Origin of the sequence: Algibacter sp. TI.3.09, assembly GCF_038154905.1 — a bacterium.
Classification (GTDB): domain Bacteria; phylum Bacteroidota; class Bacteroidia; order Flavobacteriales; family Flavobacteriaceae; genus Algibacter.
In genome coordinates, this window is sequence record NZ_JBAKAN010000001.1 from 337918 (window position 1) to 360587 (window position 22670).

Here is a 22670-nt window from a genome sequence, read left to right on the forward strand (position 1 = left end):
TATAAAAATGAACATATAATCGATAAAACGCTTGTTTTTTACGTTTAATAGCTTAAATTTGCAATGTTGATCCCCAAAAAATTCAATATGAAATTTAAAGTTATATTATTTTGTTTTAGCCTTTTTATGGTAACGAGTGTTAGTTTTGCCCAAAAGAATAAGCCGGCTAGAAGTATTATTAGTGAAAAGGTAGCTATTAAAAAATACCATAACAAGGCAGATTTAGAGCGTATGCAAAAAGGCCAATTGTTGGTTTTGTATGTAGAGCGTATTGAGAGCTTAGTAAAGCTTTTGCCTTATATTGCTTTTGCTACTAAGCCAGGTATTACCATGACGAGTTTAGGTATACCTAATGATAGTGATAATAGTGATGCTTTAGATGATCAATTTGAAGCAACCGATAAGTACTTGGAACAAATGAGGGAGTTTCAAGGTCGTATCTTACCTTATTCTGATACAGATAATTTAATTTCGGCCATATTGTTTTACGAAGAAACTTTTAAATCGTTACACGAGTATAGTGAGTTTCATTAACCTAGAAATTACATTATAAAATATAATAGCAAACCATACACCTAACCGTGTATGGTTTCTTGTTTTCCGTAGTTTTGAATAACTTCTGCTTCAAAATCTATTAATTCTTGCCAGCGTTTATCCACATTTATAGGTTTTCCATACTTTCTAGCAAAGCCAATAAATAGAGTGTAATGCCCGGCTTCACTAACCATAAGGTCATGGTAGAATTTAGATAATTCTGGATCTTTAATTTTTTCTGAAAGTAATTTAAAGCGCTCACAACTTCTAGCTTCTATCATGGCAGAGAATAATAAACGATCTACCATCGATTGCAGGCGATTTCCGCCCTTATTCATAAATTTGTATAGTTCGTTAACGTAACTATCTTTTCGTTCACGTCCGAGCTTAAAACCGCGGTTTTTTATAATCTCATGCACCATTTGGAAGTGTTCTAGTTCTTCTTTTGCTAATTCAAGCAAATCGGTTACTAAATCGTCATATTCAGGATTTAGCGTAACTATAGTAATAGCATTGGTGGCGGCCTTTTGTTCGCACCAAGCATGGTCGGTTAATATTTCTTCAATATTAGATTCTACAATGTTTACCCATCGAGGGTCTGTTGCTAATTTTAAACCAAGCATGATATTTTGTTTTTTGTAAAAGTAAGTGTTTTGCGGAATTTTAGTAAAACCTAACTAATATAATTCCAAATGTTTTTATACTTACTTAGCGATTTATAAGTATTTAAAATAGGTAGGTTTTCTGGAGCCGATAAGCTTTTATCTTTGTTGAGTATGTTTTTAGCATGATATCTAGCATGTTGCAAAATATCGTTATCCTTAATGATATCGGCGATTTTAAGGTTTAAAACACCACTTTGTTGTGTGCCCATTATATCACCAGGGCCGCGAAGTCTTAAATCTACCTCTGCGATCTCAAAGCCATCATTGGTTTTAACCATGGTTTCTAAACGCTTTTTGCTGTCTTGGCTTAGTTTGTAACCCGTCATTAAAATACAATAACTTTGTTCTGCACCACGACCAACGCGTCCGCGCAATTGGTGTAATTGCGATAAACCAAAACGTTCAGCGCTTTCAATAATCATTACTGAAGCGTTTGGCACGTTTACACCAACTTCAATTACAGTGGTTGCAACCATAATTTGAGTTTCGCCTTTTATAAAGCGTTGCATTTCGTATTCTTTATCGGCGGGCTTCATTTTTCCGTGAACAATGGAGATTTGATATTCTGGCATAGGGAAATCTCTAGAGAGGCTTTCGTGGCCGTCCATCAAATCTTTATAATCCATTTTTTCGTTTTCTTTAATCAAAGGGTAGACTACATAAACTTGTCGGCCTAATTTAATTTCATCACGAATAAAACGGAAAACATTTAGCCTGTTTTTATCATAACGATGTACCGTTTTTATCGACTTTCTACCGGGGGGTAATTCGTCGATTACAGAGATGTCTAAATCACCATAAACAGACATGGCTAAGGTTCGCGGAATAGGAGTGGCCGTCATCACTAAAACATGTGGAGGTGATGTATTTTTGTGCCACAATTTACTTCGCTGAGCAACCCCAAATCGATGCTGTTCATCTATAATAGCGAGGCCTAAATTTTTAAATTTCACTTTATCTTCAAGTAAGGCATGTGTGCCAATTAAAAGCTGTAATTCGCCACTTTCTAGTTTTTCATGAATAATTTTTCGTTTTGAAGTTTTAGTTGAGCCTGTGAGTATTTCTATGCTGATATTTAATTCTTTAGATAGTTCTAGTAATCCATTATAGTGCTGGACTGACAAAATTTCAGTCGGAGCCATTAAGCAAGCTTGGAAACCGTTGTCAAGCGCCATTAATGTTGACATGAAGGCTACTATGGTTTTTCCTGAGCCTACATCACCCTGTAAAAGGCGATTCATTTGCGCATTACTGCCTAAATCTGCTCTAATTTCTTTTAAAACGCGTTTCTGTGCACCTGTTAAATCGAACGGTAAATGGTTTTTAAAAAAGGTGTTAAAATATGTACCGACTTTATCAAACGGAAAGCCTTTTATTTTAGATTTATGAATTAAATTTTTAATAATTAATTGCAATTGAATATAAAATAATTCTTCGAATTTTAATCGAAATTGAGCCTTAGAAAGTAGCTCTTGACTCTTTGGGAAATGGATGTTAAAAAGCGCTTCACTTTTGCTTGTTAATTTTAATTCTGAAAGTAAGTTTTGAGATAAAGTTTCAACAAATCTTCCGTTTGTATCAATGAAAATTTGCTGCATTATTTTGCTAATCATTCGATTTGAAACCCCTTTATTTGAAAGTTTTTCTGTGGAAGGATAAACGGGTTGCATGGCCGAACGCATGTTTTTTTCGTGTTCTTCTAGTGGCTCTAAATCTGGATGCGGCATGCTATATTTCCCGCCAAAGGCATTGGTTTTTCCAAAAGCAACGTATTCTGTATTCAATTTTAGGTTTTCACGAATCCATTTTTGACCACGAAACCAAACTAATTCCATCGCGCCTGTGTCGTCAACAAAAGTAGCTACTAGGCGTTTGCCTCGTTTTTGTGCTACTTCGGTAAATTTGGTTATTTTTCCAATGACTTGAATTTCGGCTGTATTGGGTTGTAAACCCTTTATTTTATAGTATTGCGTGCGGTCTATGTAGCGATTTGGAAATAGATTTATTAAATCTTGATAGGTGTGAATACCGAGTTCTTTCCGCAGTAAATCTGCGCGATTCGGGCCTACGCCTTTTAAATAATCTATGGGTGTTTGCAGGTAATTACTTTTCACATAACTAAACTAGAAATAATAATTAAACTACAATAATTTTGGTGCTAGTTTTTAACTTTTAAACATCAAAACAACTATATTGGTGCTGTTTTTGAAGGGTTTTATTTATGAGATTGTATTTTGTGTTAATTTTTACTGTTTTTAATTATGCGTTTGGGCAACAAACCGAATACGTTAATTTCACTGTAGCTCAAGCTCATATTGCTTTTGGCGATTTAACCAAAAAAGAAGTTGAGGGCGAGATCACTTATCAATTTGAAATTTTAAAAAATACCGATTCAGTATATATCGATGCTAAAAGCTTCAAGACTATATCTTATGTTTTGGATAATCGGTTTTCGGGAAGTGATTACGATGGTAATCATTTGATTTTGAGGGGTGATTTTAAAGCTGGTTCAAATCATACCGTTGTTATTTCATTTGAAACCCAGCCTAAAAAAGCCATGTATTTTATAGATTGGGAATACCCTGATGGTAATAAGCAGGTTTGGACACAGGGTCAGGGAAAATATACAAGCAATTGGCTGCCTAGTTTTGATGATATGAACGAGAAGGTGGTGTTCGATTTAAGCATTTCATTTCGTAAAGATTATCAGGTTATAGCAAATGGAAACCTTGTAAATAAAGAGGTTTCGGACAGTTTGGCTACTTGGCATTACGATATGCAGAAACCAATGTCGAGTTATTTATTAGCCATTGCAATAGGTAAATACAGTAAAAATCAAGAAGTTTCTAAAAGTAATAAGCAGTTAGAAATGTATTATTATCCAGAAGATTCCTTGAAATTTGAGCCTACATACCGCTATACCAGACAAATGTTCGATTTTTTAGAAGATGAAATTGGAGTGGCATATCCTTGGCAAAATTACAAGCAAATTCCTGTAAAAGATTTTCTTTACGCTGGCATGGAAAACACGAGTGTAACCTTGTTTTCCGATGCTTTTGTGGTAGACTCTATTGGTTTTGTAGATAAAAACTATGTAAACGTTAATGCGCACGAGTTGGCACACCAATGGTTTGGCGATTTGGTAACCGAAACTTCAGGCACTCATCATTGGTTGCAGGAAGGTTTTGCAACGTATTATGCGCTTTTATCGGAACGTCATGTGTTTGGTGACGACTATTATTTTGGACGTTTAAACGAGTATGCTCAGGAGTTACTGGCTCAAGATCAGGCTGGTGAAAGTACTTCGCTTTTAAACCCAAAATCGAGTAGTGTTACGTTTTATAAAAAAGGCGCTTGGGTACTGCGTATGCTAAGGCAGCAAGTTGGTGATAATGCTTTTAAGCTTGCTGTGAAAAACTATTTACTGAAATATCAATTTAAAAATGTTGAAACTAAAAATTTTATAGATGAAGTAGAACGGGCCAGTGGTAATGATTTAAGTCTGTTTGTTGAAAATTATTTAATTAATACAGAGTTTTTTAAGGTTGAATTAATAAAGCAGTCCGAAACTATATTGAATAATTTAAGGCGAAAAAACAAAACACTTTTAATTGAAGAGAAACCAATAGATGAAAGTCATTTTGCTAAATGGGATTTGCTTTATGGAAGTACGAGCGATTTTGCGCGTATGGATTATTTTAAAAGACTTTTGAAAGATTCATTGATTGGTAAAATTAATTTATTTCGAGGGGTTTTGAATTCTAAAGACATCAAAATACGTCAGTTAGTAGCTCAGACTTTAACTAAAATTCCAACAACATTACAAGCCGAATATGAAACGCTTTTAAGTGATGATTCTTACTCAACCATAGAGACAGCCTTATTTAATTTATGGGTAAATTTTCCGCGTAAGCGAAGCCTCTATTTGGATAAAACAAAAGATGTTCAGGGGTTTAATGATAAAAATGTAAGGCAGCTTTGGTTAACGTTAGCTTTGGTGACTGAAGATTATGAGTCTGAAAATAAATCGAAATATTTTGATGAGTTAACAAATTATACAGGTTCTAATTATGGTTTTGAAACGCGCCAAAATGCTTTTCAATATTTACATCAAATACAAGCTTGTAATACGCTTTGTCATAAAAACTTAGAGCAAGCATCTTCGCATCATAATTGGCGATTTTCTAAGTTTGCTAAAACGTTGCTTAAAGCAGAGTAATTTACTTTCTGCGTTCTAGATGTGATGGCTTTCTAAAGGTTAAATAATTAAGTAAAACTTCGGAAATATAAGTAACCAACAGAGGTAATAAGCACTTTTTGTAAGATTTCTTTTAAATCGTTTTGGCCTTTCTTTATTGGTTGTAAAATAAGTTTTAAACGAATAATAAGCTATCTGTAAATTCTTGTTTATATTTACCCACTAAATATTTTAAATGAAAGCATTAGTAATATCGGGTGGAGGAAGTAAAGGTGCGTATGCAGGTGGCGTAGCTCAATATTTAATGCAAGAAGAAGGTCGTGAATACGATTTGTTTTTAGGAACATCTACTGGCAGTTTGCTTGTGCCGCATTTGGCCGCAGGTAAAATTGATAAAATTTATGATGTTTTTACTAACGTGAAACAGAGTAATATTTTTAGTATTAACCCTTTTGTAATGCGTAAAAAGGAAGGTCGGGATTATGTTACTATTAATTACTTTAACACGTTACTACAGTTTATAAAGAGTAAGAGGACCTTTGGTGAGAGTAAAGCGCTTAAACGCTATTTAAAAAGGCATTTTACCAAGGAAGAATTCGATTTAATTAGAGCAACCAAAGAAGATGTTGTGGTTACGGTTTCTAATTTATCAAAAAATAGAGTTGAGTATAAGTCTATAAAAGATTTTAGTTACGACGAGTTTTGCGAATGGATATGGATTTCTTGTAATTATATTCCGTTTATGTCTTTGGCTAAAGTTGATGGTTTTGAGTATGCCGATGGTGCTTTTGGCTGTGTTGTGCCAATAAGAGAGGCTATTTTGCGTGGTGCTACCGAAATTGATGCCGTAATTTTAGAATCGGAAAATATGGAGTACAACAAAGTACTTGGTAAAAACCCCTTTTCGTTAATGCTTAATTTATTTGGGCATTTATTAGATCAAGTAGAGCGTAGTGATATTACTATTGGTAAGTTGGCTGCAAAATATAGAAATGTGCAACTTAATTTATACTATACACCGTCTAAACTTACCGAGAATTCTTTAATTTTTAATAAAAAGCATATGACGGTTTGGTGGAAACAAGGCTTTGATTATGCTAAAAGTAAAAGCTTGGAGGCACGCTCTAATGAGTTGCGTCAAGATATTTTACCATAAATCGGAAACTTCTTCTTTAATATAAGATAACGCAGCATCGGTTGGTGCTAAGCGCTCCATCATTTCAGTTAAAACAACTTCGCGTAATTTGTTTGCAGTATCTGTTTTTTCTAGTAAACTCGCTTTTCTAATAAGTTGAATGGTTGCGTTTTTAGATGCTGTAATAATGTTCCAACATTTATCGGTTATGTAGATTTGTTGCGATAAGTTATGCTCAAATTCTTGCTCTATACTTTGTATTAACAAAGACTCGTAGTTTTCTTTATTAGACGATGTTGGCGCTATACGTATAAGCAATTTTGATGGTGTAATGCGTTCTAAAAAAATAGCCATACGTTCGTAAGCTTGCAAACGCAAGGGGAGTGCAGTTACTTGCATATCTTTTTTTAATAAAAAGCGCCTGCGACCATCTTCATTTTTGGTGTGTTCTCTAAAAAAGTAAAAAGCGATTAATCCCGTAATTATAGATGGGATTGTATACATGATAAGGGTTAAAACTTGTTCTTCCATAGGTTTAATAATACACTTACAAACATAAGGTGTTTTTTTATAAAAACATAAATTTTCTAATGGTTGAATGAAATAGCTCTTTCATCGAACCAAAACTTCATCTCCGTAAATGCGTCTGTAAAACTCTGCATATAGATGTTATTTTGCAATAGCTATTAGTTATTTCAACCTAAAACTCTTTATTCATATTTTCTTAGAAAGAAGGGTAACATTTTTACAACTTGATTGATGTAACTATAGAAAGCTTGTCTACTTATGGTTAAAGCTACAAAACAACATTAGTTATGAAAACAATTTTAAAGACCACGTTATTCCTTTTTCTAGCAATTTTAATACATAGTTGTCATGAAGATGATTCTATAGGAGGCGATTCTGGATCTCAAGGAAACGAAGAATTCGATTTCGGATCTCAAGTGCAAAGAGATTTTATAGGTATTATAAAAGATGAAACCGATGCTACTATTAGTAATGCCGAAGTTGTTATTGGCACAGAAACAGTACAAACAGATGCTAATGGTGTTTTTGTAATTACAGATGTTTCCGTGCAAGAACGTTTTGCTTATATAGAAGTTAATAAAGCTGGTTATTTAAAAGGTTTAAAAACGGTTGTACCTACAGAAGATGTTAATAGTATAGAAATAGTATTGTTGGCAGAGCAAGTGCAAGCGCTACCATCAAACAATGAAATTCAATTATCAAATGGAACAAAAGTAACTTTTGATGGGAGTTTTGAAGATGCAAACGGAAACGCATATACTGGTGCTGTATATTACTCAATGAATCACATGGATCCTGCGAGCCCAAATATAGCAAACGAAATGCCCGGAATGCTTTTAGGAAAAACAACTGGAGATGATTTTGAAATGTTACAAACCTATGGTATGCTTCATGTGAGTTTAACCGATGCTTCTGGAAATTCACTTCAAATAGCAGCAGGAAGTTCTGCAGAAATTAGAATGCCAATTTCTACTGAATTACAAAGCGGTGCGCCAACAACAATTCCGTTATGGAGTTTTGATGAAGATGCTGGTTATTGGGTAGAAGAAGGTTTTGCAACTAAAACAGGTAACGAATATGTGGGTACTGTTGCTCATTTTTCTTGGTGGAATTGCGATATTAGTTTTCAAACAGAACTACTTTGTTTAATTGTAGAAGATGTTAACGGAAACCCTTTAGCGAATGTAAATGTAGATTTAACTTTTCCGGGGAATCCTTTTCCAGGAGTGGGCACCTCAAATCAATATGGACAAATTTGTGGAGTGGTGCCATCTAATGAGGTCTTAACACTAACAGCTTACGATTCTTGCGGAAACACACTTCTAACAGATACTATTGGTCCGTTAAACGGAACAAGTTCGACTACGATAACACAAGTGCTTACCATTCCAAATAGTTCAGCATTACAAGTTGTTACAGGAAACTTTTTAGATTGTAACAATAACCCTGTAACAAATGGTTATGTAGAATATCTTTATGATGGTAAACGTGTTGTCTTTGTTGTAACCAATGGTGTTTTTGAAATTAGCACGCTAATTTGTAATTCAAATACTAATGCTATCATCGAAGGAGTAGATTATGGTTCGGATCAATCTACCGGGTCTATGCCTATTCTTTTAACCCCGCCTACAACTAATCTAGGAACACTTATTTCTTGTAATGGTATAGATGAGTATATGACTTATCAATTGGATAATAATCCTGCTGTTACCATAGCAATGGTTCAAGGAAATAAAAATATTTATTCGGGAGGTTTTGATCTTTATGGAACACCACAAGACCCTTTACAAGAGTATTATTTTAGCATTCAAACGATAACACCAGGAATTTATACTTTGGCTGATTTTAATGCACTTGTTGTAATTACTGAAATTGATTTAAACACCAACATTTCAGCAACCCAAAATTTTCAGATTGTAGTTAATAACTTCAGTACTATTGGAGGTTTTATAGATGTAGCGTTCTCGGGAGATTATGTTGATAGTAGTGGAATAACTCATAGTATTTCTGGAACATTACATGTAAGAAGAGATACTTAATAAGCTTCAATTAAAAAACAAAGAAATATTTTAAAATATGTTTCCAGAACTATTCACTTTTGAGTTATCAGGATTTTTATCAAACCTATTGGGTGTAAAACATGTTACGGTCTACTCTTATGCTTTTTTAATAGCATTAGGAACTTTGGCTGCAGCTATTTACACTAAATGGAGCGCGAAAAGAGAACTAGGTATCACTAATATTTCTAACACATTTTTTTATCTCATTTTTATAGCGGGGTTTGTTGGCGGAAAGTTGTTTTTCTATTTGCAAGATCCGTTGCTTTATATACAAAACCCCAGTTTAATGTCTGATAATTTTTCGGGAGGTTTTGTATTCTATGGTTCATTTGTAGTCATTATTCCATATATCATTTGGTATTTAAAAAAGCATAAGATACCGGTTTTGCCAATGCTAGATATTTTTGCAATTACAACAACCATTGTACATTCTATAGGCCGATTAGGCTGTTTTAGTGCAGGATGTTGTTATGGAGCTCCAACAACTAGTAGCTCTGGTTTAATATTCCCTACAACACATGGTGCGTCTGTACATCCAACACAATTGTACGAAGTATTATTATTGGTTTGCATTATGCTAACATTATTAATGGTTAAAAAACACAAACAATTTAATGGGCAAATTTTCTTAATCTATTTAATGCTTTATGCTTTAGGTCGTGGTATTCTAGAGTTTTTTAGAGGAGACGATAGAGGGTTTATTATAGAAAATGTGCTTTCGCATTCGCAATTTATCGGCTTATGTCTTATTTCAATTTCAGCTTATTTCTACTATAAATATTATAAACGAACAGATTTAAAAACAATTAATATATAACATTATGAAAAATCGATTTTTAAAAATAATATTACCAATTATGTTATTAGTAACCGCTGTATTTATTATAGGTTCCGGGTGTAGTATGGGTGGTGGTGCTTCGTATAATTATTGGCCAGACTTAGATCAAGATGGATTTGGTGACTCATCAGTAAATGGAGTTTCTTATACATCTGGTGATGAACCTACAGATTATGTATTAGACAATACAGATTGCGATGATACTAACGCCGATATTAATCCTGGAGCTACAGAGATTCCGGATAATCTTATAGACGAAGATTGTAATGATTTACATGCCATTACTTTTTATTATGATAATGATGGTGATGGTTTTGGAAACCCAGATGTTTCCGAAGTTATTGAAGTTGTTTTATGGGAAGATACTCCAGAAAATTTTGTTACAAATAATGCAGATTGTAATGATAAAGATCCAAACGTAAATCCAATTGCAGACGAAATTGCTAGTAATGATATAGATGATAACTGTAACGGGGAAATTGATACAGATGATATTACTTATGTAGATGCAGACGGCGATGGTTACGGTTCTCAAGTACAAGCAGAAAAAGATGGTGTTTATAATGCTTTAGATTGTGATGATACTAATAGTAAAATACATCCGTATGCTTTAGAAATTAAGGATGGTATTGATAATGATTGTGATGGAATAGTAGATGAAGTTTCTTAAATAATTAAAAAAAGAATCAATTAAGGGGTAACAATTTCTTAGTTGTTTTGATATAAGGGAAATGTATAATAAATATAAAAACAAATTAACGATTATGAAAACAACTATCAAAACGCTTTGTCTACTAGTTTTAACACTAGTTTTATTTAACTGCGATAATGATGATGGCAATGCAGACAATCAAGATGAATGTAATTTTGCCGGTTTTACTTTTTTAGATACTTCAGATAATACACAAACATTAATTAACGAATCTGATTTAACTACAGATTTCTTTTACACATCATCAAATGGGCCAGAAGTAGAAATATATAAATCTAGCGACCCAGGGAATTTTTGGTTTGTAACATTAGTGGTAACAGACGGCGCAACTGGAGTAGGGCAATTAAGTGTTAACGGTACAATCTATAATGTTAATGTTGCTTGCCAAAGAGCAGGTAATGCTATAGGTGAAGAATTTAGATATGATATTACCGCAAGCGGATTAGAAGCCGAATACTGTGTAATTATCGATTTATACCATTAATAAGATTAAATAAAAAATAAAGATGAAAACAATAAAAGCCATTTTAATACTTCTTACTATTTCAATGTATAGTTGTGATAATAATGATGACGCTCAAACAGATCCAGTAAACCCAACAGATGGTTTTACACATAATGGCACATTTTACGAAACGGCCAATGCTTATTTTGAAGTAGATGAAGATAATAACCCTCCAGATGAATACAACTTTTTCTTTATTGATGGGCGTATGGCAGATGGCGATTCTAGCACGGGAGCGCCAGCAGATGCTAACGAGTATATATTTACATTAAACACGTCTAATTTTGTGTTCTTTAATTTAACAGTTGAAGATAATCCAAGCTTAGCAAATTCTGCGCCAACTGCAGGAAATACTTATGTCGGTGATCTTTATCATGCAACAATCAATTTAACCCCAGATACTGTAATAGTAGAAAATTACATAGGCACTTTTGAATCTTTAAGCACACCTTATTTTATTGATGGTGTTGAGTATGGAAATCCATCTTCAGATGATGATACCAATGCACAAGGTCCAGGGAATGCTACACCTACATTAACAGTAAATGCCATTAATATTGACACTTTCAACCCAGAAGAAAGCACGATTAATGTGGATTATGTTTATGAAAATCATCTTGGAGAAATATTTACAGGACATTATGAGGGTACTCTAGGTGTTTTTCAAGATTAAAAAGCATATTAAAATTTAATAACAACTTTCAATCAAGGATATGGTAATTATATATCCATTTTAAACTATTAATATGAAAAATATATACTTTTTATTGATTTTACTTTGCATAGTCACATCTTGCGATAATGATGATGGGAATGCAACAAACGAGTCGCAATGTAACTATCAAGGTTTCTCATATTTCGACAATAACAATAACGATCAAACTTTGATTCCAGAAATGGAGTTAAATACGCAATACTTCCCCAATGCAAGTAATGGGCCTTATGGTGCGCCAGGAATAGAAATAGCATCATTTACAAGTTCGCCAACCTTGTTCTTTACAACCAATGTTATTGAATTAAACGAAACTGGCCCAGGTTGGATTTCAATAAATGGTGCCGAATTAGAAGATGTAACAGTTACTTGCCAACGTTCGGGAACAGCCGTAGGCGATGAGGTACGCTTAGATGTTATTTATAACAGTATGGAATTAGAATTTTGCGTAATAATAGATGAGGTTTTATAAATCTATTTTAGATTAGGAAGAACTAAAATATCTAATCAGTTTTTAAAGACATCAATATCAATAATAAAAAAATAATAATGAATTCAATTTTAAAATCAATAAGCTTAACCGTTATATTGTTATTAATGTACAGTTGTAGTAGTGACGATGTATTAACGTCTACAGGTAATACCGATGAGTATTTTAAATATACCGTTAATAACGGAGTAGAAAGAGTTTTCGATTCGCAAGCTAAAGGTTGGTTTACTTCAAATACTAATTCCGTATACCAAAAGTTCTTTTTTAGAGCAGGTGCTGAAACAGCATCAGGATCAAGCCCGATTATAGATGGAAGTTTTACTTTTCAAGATTTCAGCGCGTTTACATCTACTACTAATTTTGGTTGGGGAGTTTCAGATGGTGTTACTAGTAATTTTTATTTTACAGATATTTTTGCAGGAAATATGTTTATTTCTAGTACAACAAATTTGCCAAGCACACCTATTATGTGCACAGTTACAGCACATCCGGTAATTGTTGGTGATTATATAGAATTCACCTTTTCTGGAGATTATATTGATGCATTAGATCCTACAATTCAAGGTTATGTAGAAGGTGAAGGTAGAGTATTACGAGAAATAGATCGATAAATACTTAAAACCCTTACTTTTGTTTTAATCACTTAAAATTAAATACTATTGAAATATAAAAAACTCTATATCGCTTTATTACTTATTTCGATATGGAGTTTTTCCTTTTCACAACAATTTACAAATTACACTACCGACGATGGTTTGCCAAGTAATCATATTTATAAAATAGCCCAAGATCAAAAAGGTTTTTTATGGTTTGCTACCGCTAAAGGTTTGGTTAAATACAATGGTAATAACTTTAAAGTATTTACTACTAAAGATGGTTTGGCAAATAATGATGTTTGGGGAATTTACCCAACACCAGACAATAAACTTTGGTATTTGTCTAAATCATCAAAATTAGGTTACATAGAAAATGATAGTGTATACGGTTTTGAGAGTGAACAAAAGGGAGAAATTTTTAGCCCAATATTTTCAAGCCAAGTTGATAACACTATTATTTTAACCAGCTCCAATAAGTTTCATGTTTTAAAAGATGAAAAATGGCGTAGCCTAATAGATTCTAAAACAGAAGATTTAATAAGAGTGGCTTATGTTAAGCATGCTAAGGTTTCAAGTTTTACAACAAACACAGCTAAAGACTCTATTTTTGTTAGAGATGAAAATAAGATTGTTATTGGCGGTTTTGAGTTTAAAGATGTACTTGAAAATAAGAATGTAAGAGGCCAAATTACCGACAGTTTATTTTATTGGGTGAATAATAAAGAATATGCTTTTCTCAATTTAAATACTTTAAAATTATATAGAAGAAGTTTTAAAAATGAGATTAATATTGAAACCTCTAAATACGTAAGGATTAATCTTGTTAATAATCGTTTACAAATTTCAGGAGCCAGCTTTGTAGGTGTGCTAGATACCGATTTTCGTATCACTAATACCTATTATATTCCGAAGGAATTAAAAGCACATTTTGGTTTTTATGATAAAGTGGGGTCTATTTGGTTAAGTACATTTACAAATGGCATTTACCACTTGCCTAAAGAAAAACAACAAGTTAAATATTGCTTATCTGCAGAAACAGTAAGTGATATTAGTTATGTAAATGATAAAATAATTGCCAATGTCTTTAATAAAGGATTTTATAAATATGACGAGGTTAAAAAAGAATTTGTTCAATTTATAGCAGAGAACGATTATATTTTTGATGCGTCTTATATTAAAGCTTTAGACGCGGAATATTATCTATCTAAATCGAGTGTAATAATCGCGAAAAACAATAAAACTGAGAAGCTCGGTTTTTTAAACAACGTCAACGATATTAACGATAAAATTAGGCAGTTAGTTTATCATGACGATTATTTTTATACAAGGTTTGCATTTGGAATGAATAAAATAAACCCAAATAATTACAGCATTGAAAAACAATATAACCAACAAGGGATTAATCAAATATTTCTGTTTAATCAAAAGCTTTTAGTTGCTACATCTAGTGGTTTGAAAGAGTTTATAGATGAAGAATTTCAATCTATACCATTTACCAATCAGGATTTTAATAAGTCTATTTTAAACCTGAAAGCAGTTTCAGAAGACGACATTTTAATAAACACAGATGGTTTTGGCGCTTACATTTCAGATTTAAAAACCATAAAGCAGCTTCCTGGTTCCGAATTTCAAATTGTAAATAATGCTTTTGTTGAAGATAATATTATTTGGTTAGCAACAGAGTCTGGTATATTTAAATACATAAAAAATAATGAGGATTTTAGTCTACAATTAGTTCTAGATAAAAACAACGGATTATCTTCTAACAGTGTGAGCAATGTTATTGTTTACAAAAATCAATTAATGGCGAGTACAGACAAAGGGATTGTAATTTTACCTAAAGATGTAAAAAACGAAACCCGTTTGTTAGATGTTTATATAGATAAGGCCACATACAATAAAAGTGATATTTCAGCAGATTATTCTGTTTTTAAATACCAAAAAAATAATAACTTAAATTTCAATATTGCTCATATCGATTTTTCTTCGGGAGACGATGTTTTTTCATATAAATACAAATTAAAACCTATTCAAAAAGATTGGGTAACAACAACAACCAATAATTTTAGTTTTAACAATCTTCAACCAGGAAAGTACACATTGCATATCGATGCCATTAGTGCAAAAAAACAATTAAGTTTTACTATTCAGCCGTTATGGTGGCAAGCTATATGGGTAAAAGGACTAATGGTGTTGCTCAGTATTATGCTTGTTGTATTAATTTCTAGATTTTTTGTAAAACGCTCACAATTCAAAAAAAATCAACAAATATTTCAAGACAAGCGTTTGTCAGAATTACAACTAAAAGCTTTAAGGTTTCAAATGAATCCTCACTTTGTTTTCAATTCCTTATCGGCAATACAATACTATATAGGTGAAAATAATTTCGAAGCTTCAGAAACATATTTGGTAAAATTCTCAAAACTTATTCGTCAATTTTTCGAGTTGTCCAAAGAAAACGAAATTTCTTTAGGCACCGAAATTAGCGTGCTTAATAACTATTTAGAGATTGAGAAGCTTCGGTTTAAAGAAAAGCTAAATTTCACTATCAATATCGATGTAAAATTAGATAAAGAAAGTATTACCATACCAACGATGTTATTGCAGCCTATTGTAGAAAACGCAGTGAATCATGGAGTTTTTAATAAAATGGATAACGGATTAATTACGCTCAATTTTGTTTATATCAGTCCGCTCACTTTTAAGGTTGAAATTATTGATGATGGAGTTGGTTTTGTGAACACAAAAAAAAGAAACCAAAAGGAAGTTAAATCTTCTAATGTTTTAAAAGACAGATTACACTTTTTAAATTCTTCGGAAAAATGGAACATCATTTACAGCAAAGAAGAAATGTATCCAGATCGAGAAGATAAAGGGAATAAGTCAATATTTATAATTGAAAAAAATAAATAATGGATAGTATAACAGCCATATTGGTAGACGATGAAATTTCAAACTTAAAAGGTTTACAGCGCAAGATTGAAAAACTATTTCCTGTTATTAAAATTTCGGGTGCTTTTCAAAAACCAGAAGAAGCCATAGTCGCAATCAATAAAGAAGAACCGCAAATTTTGTTTCTAGATATAGAAATGCCTAGAATGAATGGTTTCGAACTGCTGGCTAAATTAAAAGACGTCAATTTCCAGGTCATTTTTGTAACAGCATATAGTGAATATGCTATTGAAGCTTTTAAAAAATCGGCTATAGATTATGTTTTAAAACCGGTAGATAATGAAGATTTGGTTAACGCCGTAAATAAGGCTTTAGACTTAATTAAGTTAAAGAATGAAAGCGACAACAACTCTAAGCTGGTTAGTTTATTAGAAGAAAACATATCGAACAATAACAAAATTGTGGTGCCTACTAAAAAAGGGGTTTCCTTTATTCCTCAAGATGAGGTTTTACATTTAGAAGGTTATGATGGGTATACTAAAATCCATTTAATAGATAAAACAACAATAATGAGTTCTTATAATTTAGGGAAATTTGAAAAGCTCTTAAATTCTAAATTTTTCAAATGCCACAAATCACATATTATAAATTTAGAAAAAGTACGCCATTTTGAAAACGAGGGTTACGTGGTTTTAGATAATACCTACCGAGTACCTATTTCCAAAGCAAATAGAAAAGCATTTTTAAGTTTGTTTAATTAATTTAAATAAAGGGGTAACAAAAATTAAGGTCTATGTATATATAAGTATAAACAGTAAAAACGGAACATTTAAATATTTAAATTATGAAAATAATAAACAGAAATTTTAGATTTATACTTGGCTTAGTCCTGGTGTTGAGTACATTATTCACTTCTTGTAATCCAAAGGATGATAATGGTGGTTCTTTTGAAGAAGGAGGAATTAAGGAGGCCGTTTTAGATTTAGGCTCAAGTATTCAAAGGGATTTTATGGGAAGAATTGTTGATGAAGCAAATCTACCTGTAGAAAACGTATCCATTTCTATAGGAGGTAAAATAGCTTCTACAGATCAAAATGGTATGTTTATTATCAATAATACCGATGTAAACGAAGAGCAAGCATTTATTACTGCTGAAAAATCGGGTTATTTAAAAGGTATGCGAGCGGTAGTGCCGACTTCTGGTACAAATCAAATTAAAATTATGCTAGTTGCAGAGCATTTAGCTGGTACTGTAGCTTCTGGAAGTAATAGTGAGGTTTCTTTAGCTAATGGAACAAAAGTAAGTTTTGATGGTGATTTTAAAGATGAAAACGGAAACGCTTACTCAGGGAATGTTAAGGTATTTGTATATCACTTAGATCCAGCTAATCCGGATGTGGAGGATTTAATGCCTGGAAGTTTACAAGCTCAAAATTCTAATGGACAAGAGCGTGTTTTAGAAACTTACGGGATGATAAATGTTGAATTAAAAGGAGATTCTGGAGAAAAATTAAACATTGCAGATGGTAGTGTTGCACAAATTGAATTACCTGTAGATTCTGCTCAAATAAATGTAGCGCCGGCAAGTATACCGTTATGGCATTTTGATGAGGTTAATGGCTATTGGATAGAAGATGGTGCTGCTACATTAGTAGGAGGAAAGTACGTAGGTGAAGTTTCTCATTTTTCTTGGTGGAACTGTGATGCTCAATTTCCAACAGTAAACTTATGCTTAAATATTGTAGACAATGCTAATAACCCTATTTCTAATGTAAAAGTGGAGTTATGGAGAACTGGAGCTATTTATCCAAGAACTGGTTATACTAATGGAGACGGCGAAATTTGTGGATTAATACCTGCAAATGAAGTATTAACATTAAAAGCCTTTAATCAATGTAGCGATTTAGAGTATACCACAACAATTGGACCTTTTTCTTCAGATACTAATTTAGGAGATATTGTACTAACTTCGGTTGTTTCTTCAACTATTACAGGGAGTTTGGTAGATTGTTCTAGTGTTAACGTAACAAACGGATATGTAGTTTTAGATTATGGTAATTACTATGCAACATCTGAAGTAACAAATGGTTTGTTTTCATTTTCGGTATTACAATGTGCTTCTGTTCTTGATTTTACGTTAGAAGGTGTAGATTATGATAGTTTTCAAACAACAAATGAGTTAACATTCAACTTTACAAATAGTAATGTTGGTAATATTATAGCGTGTAACACCATAACAGAATACGTTAGCATACAGGTAGATGCTAATCCAGTAGATTATTACGTTATAGGTATAGATGCAAATGCATATCAACAAGGAACAGGTTTTACTATAAATGCAAAATCGAACACCGGACCTATTACCGATTGGTTTTATATTGGAATCGATACAATAACGCCTGGAAATTATGCTTTCTCTCAATTTGGTTTCGAAGCAGGGAATGTAGACCTAGATTATAATGTCGCGAATAGTTTACAGCTAAACTTGGCGAGCTATGGTAATGTTGGTGATTATATTGATGCAACCATTAATGGAACCTATACAGATTTATCAGGAAATATAAGAACCCTTTCTATAACGATACATGTATTAAGAGATAATTAACGAGATCTTAAGCCTAAAATTAAAAAGCCATTTCTTTTAAAGAAATGGCTTTTTTTTTATTTTACGCCTCCTAGATATTTACAATCTTTCAGGCTTTGCATCCCGGTGAAAGGGACTTTTGTTTTCTCATACATATAAGTACGGCTGAGGTCTTTTGCGAGGTCGTTACCATCGATATTAATTTCAATATCGGTCATTTTAAACTGGCAAGGATGCTCGTAACCGGCAGCATGCGTAATTTCTATTAATTCTTTTCTAAACGTTTTGTAATACTGCGCTAAACGTTGTGCTTTTAACTCTGGATTAATACCGTTTTGCAACCATTTGTTTTGTGTGGCAATACCAGTAGGGCAGCGGTTGGTATGGCAAACTTGCGCCTGTATACAACCAATACTCATCATAGATTCTCTAGCAACATTTATACAATCTACACCCATAGCAAATGCCATAGCTGCTTTTGCAGGGAACCCTAATTTTCCACTACCAACAAATACAATACGTTCGCTTAAGTCTTTTTCTTTAAACATTTTATACAAATCGGTAAAACCATAAACCCATGGTAACGATACGTGATCGGCAAAACTTGGCGGAGCAGCTCCTGTACCACCTTCACCACCATCTACGGTAATAAAATCTGGGCCTTTACCTGTTTTTTTCATAATGTCGGCAAGCTCTTTCCATTGGTCTAATTTTCCGATGGCTGCTTTTATACCTACAGGTAAACCTGTAGCTTCTGCAATTTTTTCGATAAATTCTACCATTTCTGGTACGTTAGAAAAGGCTTTGTGGTTTGGAGGAGAAAGTACATCTTTTCCTATTTCAACACTTCTAATTTCCGAAATTTCTTGAGTAATTTTTGCACCTGGCAATACACCACCTTTTCCTGGTTTTGCACCTTGAGAAAGTTTAATTTCTATGGCACGGATAAAAGGTTTTTTTTCTACTAACTCTACTAGTTTTTCTAAAGAAAATCCGCCATCAGCATTACGCACACCAAAATATCCAGTTCCAAAATGAAAAACCACATCGCCACCATGACTGTGGTAAGGCGATAAGCCACCTTCACCTGTGTTGTGATAAGCATCGGCAAGTTTTATCCCTTTGTTCATAGACTCTACAGCTTTTGCTGAAAGTGAACCAAAACTCATAGCAGATACATTTATAATAGATGCAGGACGGTATGGTTTTCTACGTTTATTGAATTCACCCATAACTTTGGCACATGGTAAAAACGATTTGTCAATTTTATTAGGATGATTTTCGTCTTTAATTTCATGAGGCATCATGGCATTATTCACAAAAAAGTGTTGATGCTGGAAAATATCTCTATCCGTACCAAAACCTTCGTAGTTGTTTTCATTTTTTGCAGAGGCATAAATCCAACTACGTTCAATTCTATTAAAAGGTAATTCTTCTCGGTTATTTGCTACAAAATATTGGCGCATTTCTGGTCCTATACTTTCTAACCAATAGCGCAAATGCCCTACAATAGGGAAATTATGACTTATAGTGTGATGCTTTTGCAGTACATCACGAATGGCCACAATGGCTAGTGCAATTAACACCCAAACCCACCATGAAATTGTTCCGAGAAAATCTAACATATGTTTTTTTTATTTGAATAACTTAGACGTAAAGATATTTAAAACTTAAATATTTAAGTGAATTGTTCATAATTTTTAATAATTCCGACTTAGAAAATGCTGAACAATGGTTAATTTCACGCTTTAAAATGAATAGGATTTGAAAAAGGATTTAGAGAGGGAATTACAGGAGCAATTAGGTAAGTTAAACGAAGCCCAATTAGCGCCAACCATACAAAAGGATGGCCCTATGATAGTTATTGCCGGCGCAGGTTCGGGCAAAACACGTGTGCTTACTTTTCGTATAGCGTATTTAATGAGTCAGGGAATTGATCCGTTTAATATTTTGTCGTTAACTTTTACCAATAAGGCGGCAAAAGAAATGAAAGAACGTATTGCTACTATTGTTGGAAATAGCGAAGCGAAAAACCTATGGATGGGAACTTTTCACTCGGTTTTTGCTAAAATTCTGCGTATGGAAGCCGATAAATTAGGCTATCCGTCAAATTTCACTATTTATGATACTCAGGATTCCGATAGATTAATTTCTTCTATAATTAGAGAAATGGGTCTAGATAAAGACCTTTATAAGTACAAACAAGTACGTTCTAGAATTTCATCTTACAAAAACAGTTTAATTACGGTTCGCGCATATTTTCAGAATCCAGAATTGAAAGAAGCCGATGCTATGGCACGCCGACCAAGAATGGGAGATATTTACAAGGAATTTGTAGATCGCTGTTTTAAAGCAGGTGCCATGGATTTTGATGATTTACTATTGAAAACCAACGAGCTTTTAACCCGTTTTCCAGAAGTGTTAGCAAAATACCAAAACCGATTTAGATATATTTTGGTTGATGAGTATCAGGATACAAACCACTCGCAGTATTTAATTGTGAGAGCGTTATCTGATAAGTTTCAAAATATTTGTGTGGTTGGGGATGATGCGCAGAGTATTTATGCCTTCCGTGGTGCAAATATTAGTAACATTTTAAACTTCCAGAATGATTATGATGATGTTAAGGAGTTTAGATTAGAGCAAAATTACAGATCTACAAAAAACATTGTAAACGCTGCAAACTCTATTATAGATAAAAATGAAACCAAACTAGATAAAGTAGTTTGGACAGCCAATGATGAAGGTCCTTTAATAAAGGTAAACCGATCGTTAACCGATGGTGACGAAGGGCGTTATGTAGCAAGTACCATTTGGGAAACTAAAATGAACGACCAGTTGCCTAACAGTGATTTTGCTATTCTATACCGTACCAATGCGCAATCGCGTTCTATTGAGGATGCTTTAAGAAAGCGAGATATTCCTTATAGAATTTATGGTGGTTTATCTTTTTACCAAAGGAAAGAGATTAAAGATGTTTTAGCTTATTTAAGGTTAATTATTAACCCTGCCGATGAGGAAGCTTTAAAACGAATTATAAATTTCCCTGGTCGTGGTATTGGCCAAACTACTGTAGATAAATTGATTGTTTCGGCCAATGGTTATAAGCGTTCTATTTTTGAGGTGATGAAAAACATCGATAAAACTGATGTTAAAATCAATGCAGGAACCAAAACCAAACTTAGAAATTTTGTTACTTTAATTGAAACGTTTCAGGTATTAAACCAAACGGCCGATGTTTTTGAGTTAGCAGAATACGTAACACGAACAGCAGGTATTATTACCGAATACAAAAAGGATAATACGCCAGAAGGTGTTGTTAAAATTGAAAATATAGAGGAACTTATAAATGGTATGAAGGATTTTGTGGAAGGCCAAAAAGAAATAGCCGATACCACAGGTAATTTAGCCGAGTTTCTAGAAGATGTAGCCTTGTCTACAGATATGGATTCCGATAAAGGTGATGCCGATCACGTTGCTTTAATGACGATTCACTTAGCGAAAGGTTTAGAGTTTCAGCACGTTTTTATTGTTGGTTTAGAGGAAGATTTATTTCCTAGTGCCATGAGTATGAATACGCGTAGTGAACTAGAAGAAGAACGCCGTTTGTTTTATGTAGCCTTAACACGTGCCGAAAAACAGGCGTATTTAACTTATGCTTTGTCGCGTTACCGTTGGGGTAAATTGGTAGATTCCGATCCGAGTCGATTTATAGAAGAAATAGACGAAAAATATCTCGATATAGTAACACCAATAGAAGAGCGTAGGTTTAACCCTATGTTAGATTCTAAAATATTTGGTGATGTTTCAGAAAATAAGCCTACAAGTGCTGGAAAAATTAGATTTAAACCTGCTAAACAAGCGGTGCTTAAAAAAGGAGGGCCAACAAAGGGTACTTCTGATAAATTCCAAGTTACTACACCTAAAAACTTAAAGCCTATGGCTAAAACGACCAACGATACTAATTTATTTGATAGTAAATTGGCTGTTGGTAATATTGTAAAACATATTCGTTTTGGTACAGGTGAAGTCAAAAAAATAGAAGGAACAGGTGCCGATATTAAAGCTGAAATTAGTTTTCAGCATGGAGGTACTAAAAAATTATTACTACGTTTTGCTAAACTAGATGTTATCGGTTAAGCGTTTATTTAAACAATTTAAAAAAGCCTTTTAAGTCCTCTTAAAAGGCTTTTTTTATGTTTATAATTCGTTAAAATTATC

18 protein-coding genes are annotated in these 22670 nt (G+C 33.2%); 14 read left to right on the top strand and 4 right to left on the bottom strand.

Going from position 1 to position 22670, the window contains the following annotated elements:
* Nucleotides 1-87 precede the first annotated feature (87 nt).
* Nucleotides 88-534, top strand: a complete 447-nt coding sequence (locus V6246_RS01140; RefSeq protein WP_159019924.1) for a hypothetical protein — start codon at nucleotides 88-90, stop codon at nucleotides 532-534.
* A gap of 41 nt (nucleotides 535-575) precedes the next feature.
* Here V6246_RS01140 and V6246_RS01145 read toward each other — a convergent pair whose 3' ends face one another.
* Nucleotides 576-1157: a tRNA-(ms[2]io[6]A)-hydroxylase gene (locus V6246_RS01145; protein ID WP_341558605.1), complete on the bottom strand. Its 582-nt coding sequence runs from the start codon at nucleotides 1155-1157 to the stop codon at nucleotides 576-578.
* 50 nt (nucleotides 1158-1207) lie between these two features.
* On the bottom strand, nucleotides 1208-3313 hold the full coding sequence (gene recG, locus V6246_RS01150; RefSeq protein ID WP_341558606.1) for an ATP-dependent DNA helicase RecG: 2106 nt from the start codon (nucleotides 3311-3313) through the stop codon (nucleotides 1208-1210).
* A gap of 107 nt (nucleotides 3314-3420) precedes the next feature.
* On the opposite strand from recG, the gene V6246_RS01155 reads away from it, so the two are divergent.
* Both V6246_RS01155 and V6246_RS01160 read left to right on the top strand, forming a co-directional pair.
* The gene (locus V6246_RS01155; RefSeq protein ID WP_341558607.1) at nucleotides 3421-5418 is read left to right on the top strand and encodes a M1 family metallopeptidase; all 1998 of its coding nucleotides are present in this window, start codon (nucleotides 3421-3423) and stop codon (nucleotides 5416-5418) included.
* Nucleotides 5419-5632: 214 nt separating this feature from the next.
* Nucleotides 5633-6553, top strand: a complete 921-nt coding sequence (locus V6246_RS01160) for a patatin-like phospholipase family protein (RefSeq protein ID WP_074939406.1) — start codon at nucleotides 5633-5635, stop codon at nucleotides 6551-6553.
* Here the strand turns inward: V6246_RS01160 and V6246_RS01165 are convergent.
* Nucleotides 6545-7063, bottom strand: a complete 519-nt coding sequence (locus V6246_RS01165) for a DUF7935 family protein (RefSeq protein ID WP_341558608.1) — start codon at nucleotides 7061-7063, stop codon at nucleotides 6545-6547. The two genes, V6246_RS01160 and V6246_RS01165, sit on opposite strands and share 9 nt — an antisense overlap.
* Nucleotides 7064-7347: 284 nt before the next feature.
* On the opposite strand from V6246_RS01165, the gene V6246_RS01170 reads away from it, so the two are divergent.
* From V6246_RS01170 to V6246_RS01215, 10 genes are all read left to right on the top strand, one after another.
* Nucleotides 7348-9099, top strand: coding sequence for a carboxypeptidase-like regulatory domain-containing protein (locus tag V6246_RS01170; RefSeq protein WP_341558609.1), 1752 nt, complete (start codon nucleotides 7348-7350; stop codon nucleotides 9097-9099).
* A 37-nt stretch (nucleotides 9100-9136) separates the two neighbouring features.
* The gene (locus V6246_RS01175) at nucleotides 9137-9937 is read left to right on the top strand and encodes a prolipoprotein diacylglyceryl transferase (RefSeq protein WP_341558610.1); all 801 of its coding nucleotides are present in this window, start codon (nucleotides 9137-9139) and stop codon (nucleotides 9935-9937) included.
* Nucleotides 9938-9977: 40 nt separating this feature from the next.
* Nucleotides 9978-10628: a putative metal-binding motif-containing protein gene (locus V6246_RS01180; protein ID WP_341558611.1), complete on the top strand. Its 651-nt coding sequence runs from the start codon at nucleotides 9978-9980 to the stop codon at nucleotides 10626-10628.
* A 94-nt stretch (nucleotides 10629-10722) separates the two neighbouring features.
* A complete protein-coding gene (locus V6246_RS01185; protein ID WP_341558612.1) occupies nucleotides 10723-11154 on the top strand; it encodes a hypothetical protein in 432 nt (143 codons plus the stop codon).
* 22 nt (nucleotides 11155-11176) lie between these two features.
* A complete protein-coding gene (locus V6246_RS01190; RefSeq protein ID WP_341558613.1) occupies nucleotides 11177-11848 on the top strand; it encodes a hypothetical protein in 672 nt (223 codons plus the stop codon).
* A gap of 73 nt (nucleotides 11849-11921) precedes the next feature.
* Nucleotides 11922-12359 (top strand): hypothetical protein, encoded by a 438-nt coding sequence (locus V6246_RS01195; protein WP_341558614.1) that lies wholly within the window; start codon nucleotides 11922-11924, stop codon nucleotides 12357-12359.
* A gap of 77 nt (nucleotides 12360-12436) precedes the next feature.
* Nucleotides 12437-12988, top strand: a complete 552-nt coding sequence (locus tag V6246_RS01200) for a hypothetical protein (RefSeq protein ID WP_341558615.1) — start codon at nucleotides 12437-12439, stop codon at nucleotides 12986-12988.
* Between the two features lie 48 nt (nucleotides 12989-13036).
* Nucleotides 13037-15886 carry a sensor histidine kinase gene (locus V6246_RS01205; protein ID WP_341558616.1) on the top strand — a complete coding sequence of 950 codons (2850 nt, stop codon included), beginning with the start codon at nucleotides 13037-13039 and terminating at the stop codon, nucleotides 15884-15886.
* Nucleotides 15886-16626, top strand: a complete 741-nt coding sequence (locus V6246_RS01210; protein ID WP_341558617.1) for a LytR/AlgR family response regulator transcription factor — start codon at nucleotides 15886-15888, stop codon at nucleotides 16624-16626. Before V6246_RS01205 ends, V6246_RS01210 begins: the two co-directional genes overlap by 1 nt.
* 83 nt (nucleotides 16627-16709) lie before the next feature.
* Nucleotides 16710-18470: a hypothetical protein gene (locus V6246_RS01215; protein ID WP_341558618.1), complete on the top strand. Its 1761-nt coding sequence runs from the start codon at nucleotides 16710-16712 to the stop codon at nucleotides 18468-18470.
* Between the two features lie 56 nt (nucleotides 18471-18526).
* On the opposite strand, the gene V6246_RS01220 is transcribed toward V6246_RS01215, so the two are convergent.
* Complete coding sequence (locus V6246_RS01220) at nucleotides 18527-20074, bottom strand: FMN-binding glutamate synthase family protein (RefSeq protein WP_341558619.1); 1548 nt, start codon at nucleotides 20072-20074, stop codon at nucleotides 18527-18529.
* A 229-nt stretch (nucleotides 20075-20303) separates the two neighbouring features.
* On the opposite strand from V6246_RS01220, the gene V6246_RS01225 reads away from it, so the two are divergent.
* A complete protein-coding gene (locus tag V6246_RS01225; protein ID WP_445818988.1) occupies nucleotides 20304-22589 on the top strand; it encodes an ATP-dependent helicase in 2286 nt (761 codons plus the stop codon).
* The last annotated feature ends 81 nt before the right edge of the window (nucleotides 22590-22670 follow it).